Here is a 2,233-nt window from a genome sequence, read left to right on the forward strand (position 1 = left end):
TCCCGCCGCCCGAAACCTTCGAGCCGTGACGAAACCATGCAGGTAGGCAGGCTCACAGATTGAGACGATCAACAGCCAACGCGAACAGCGCCAAAAAAAACCCGGCGGCCGAAGCCGCCGGGTGATCGAGCGCAGAACCCGAAGGGGGAGCGGGCCTGCGTCAGTCCCGGGGGGGGATTACTTGGCAGTCTTCGAGGCGGCCTTGGTGGCCTTCTCGACTTCGGCCTTGACCTGCGCGCCGGCCTGCTCGAACTGGTTCTTGGCCAGCGAGCCGATGGCTTCGTTGGTCTTCAGGGTGCCGGCGAACGCTTCCTGCGCGGCGCCGAAGCTGCGCTCGGCATTGGCGCGGGCGATCTGGATACCCTTCGGCCACACGGCCTTCAGGTCCTCGGCGTCGCGCACGTCGATCAGCTCGCCGGCAAAGGCGAAGCTGGCGTTGAGGTTTTCGCTGATCGCAGCCAGCTGCAGGCCGAACGCCTTCTCGGCATTCTCGAGGGCGAGGCGGTTGACGCTGGCGGCGGCTTCGGCGAACTGGCTGGTGGCCTTGCTGAACTGGTCGTTGAACTGGTACATGGCGTTCTCCTGGCGTTGCCGTGGCACCGGATGGGGGAATCTCCGGTTTGTGCGATGCAACATACGGCAGGAATTGTTGCAATGCAACATCGAGCCGACGAGCGGTCGCCATGCATTCAGTTTCGCCTTCCGGCCGCGCGCCGGCAGGCTTGGCGTCAACGCCGCGGTGCGTGCCCGGAGCGCAGCGGCGCGGGCATCGCCGCCTCCGGGATCGCCAGCACTCCGGCCACGTCGCGCGCCATCGGCGCCAGGTGGCCCAGCGCGCGGGCGTAGACGGTGCGCTTGAAGGTCACCACGTGGTCCAGCGGGTACCAGAAGTGCACCCAGCGCCAGCCGTCGAATTCGGGGGTTTCGGTCAGGTCCAGCTGCAGGTCGGCCTCGCTGCCCTTGAACCGCAGCAGGTACCAGACCTGTTTCTGGCCGATGCAGACCAGCCGGTCGCGATGGCGGATGGCATGCGGCGGCAACCGATAGCGCAGCCAGCCGGGGGTGGCGCCCAATACGTCCACATGCCGGGGCTGCAGGCCGGTTTCCTCCTGCAGCTCGCGGTACATTGCTTCCAGCGGGGTTTCATCGCTGTTGATCCCGCCCTGCGGGAACTGCCAGCCGTCCCGGCGCACGCGTCGCGCCCAGAACACCCGCCCGTCCTCGTGCATCAGCACGATGCCCACGTTGGGCCGGAACCCGTCCGGATCGATCACGATGCGGACTCCAGAAATCTACTGCCTCCGACTCTGCCAGCCGGGCCGTGAAGCCGCAAGCCGCCCACCGCCCCAATTGACGACGGCAGCCAAACCCGGAATAATTCCGGGTTCGCGTCGGCTATGTAGCTCAGCCGGTTAGAGCACAGCACCCTTAATGTCGGGGTCAACGCGAACAATTCGGGGAATCTGGCTATGTAGCTCAGCCGGTTAGAGCACAGCACTCATAATGCTGGGGTCGGTGGTTCGAGTCCACCCATAGCCACCAGAGTTTCCGTATAAATCAAGACGTTGGATGATTAAAGCCCGCCTCGAAAGCGGGCTTTTTTGTGCCAGATCGACTGTCACAGCCAACTTGCGGGCCACTTCTGAAGGATGGCAGTCGGCCATTCCCGGCACCCGCCGGAATGGCTTGTGACAGGTTCTGTGCCAGATCCATGTGTCACCGCAACAGTCAGACTCGCGAAAACGACCCCGACACTGGAATCCGGCCCACCTGCACGACGGTGCCTTGTTGCCGTCGCTCCAGTACTGCACCAGTGCCGCACGGTTCGTCGTCACTGGCGGCGGGGCCATGTTGTAGCGGTTCGACCAGTCCCACAGCGACATGTACCACGCATCCTGTGCGTTGACCGCTGCACTGGAGTCGCGCTACCAGGGAATGGCGCCGGAACTGCTGGACATCTATCGGGACCTGCACATGCAGCGGCCATGACCTGCACGTGACGTGGGGGCTCGGTGCCGCGCACGTGCTGGCCAACGCGCGCGACGCGTGGCGCGGCACCGCGCTGGTGGTGTTCCAGCCCGGCGAGGAAACCGCGCAGGGCGCCAGCGCGATGGCCGGCGACTGGGAGGCGGCCGGACTGCCGCACGCCGACGTGGTGCTGGGCCAGCACGTGATGGTGGGCGCGGCCGGCACGGTGAGCTACCGCCCCAGGGTGATCCTGTCGGCGGCCGAC

General features: G+C 65.7%; 3 protein-coding genes and 1 tRNA gene. 2 read left to right on the forward strand and 2 right to left on the reverse strand.

Features of this window, described 5'->3' with window-relative positions; all coding sequences use genetic code 11:
* Window positions 1–177 precede the first annotated feature (177 nt).
* Window positions 178–573 (reverse strand): phasin family protein, encoded by a 396-nt coding sequence (locus G582_RS0113280; RefSeq protein WP_028840227.1) that lies wholly within the window; start codon window positions 571–573, stop codon window positions 178–180.
* A gap of 155 nt (window positions 574–728) precedes the next feature.
* Window positions 729–1,274, reverse strand: coding sequence for an RNA pyrophosphohydrolase (locus tag G582_RS16790; protein WP_038054290.1), 546 nt, complete (start codon window positions 1,272–1,274; stop codon window positions 729–731).
* A 191-nt stretch (window positions 1,275–1,465) separates the two neighbouring features.
* Here G582_RS16790 and G582_RS0113290 point away from each other — a divergent pair.
* Together G582_RS0113290 and G582_RS17755 are read left to right on the forward strand one after the other, a co-directional pair.
* Window positions 1,466–1,542, forward strand: a tRNA-Met gene (locus G582_RS0113290).
* A gap of 454 nt (window positions 1,543–1,996) precedes the next feature.
* Window positions 1,997–2,233, forward strand: a 237-nt coding sequence (locus tag G582_RS17755; RefSeq protein WP_028840228.1) for a M20/M25/M40 family metallo-hydrolase, incomplete at its 3' end; no start/stop codon positions are given.

Origin of the sequence: Thermomonas fusca DSM 15424 (assembly GCF_000423885.1) — a bacterium.
Classification (GTDB): Bacteria; Pseudomonadota; Gammaproteobacteria; order Xanthomonadales; family Xanthomonadaceae; genus Thermomonas; species Thermomonas fusca.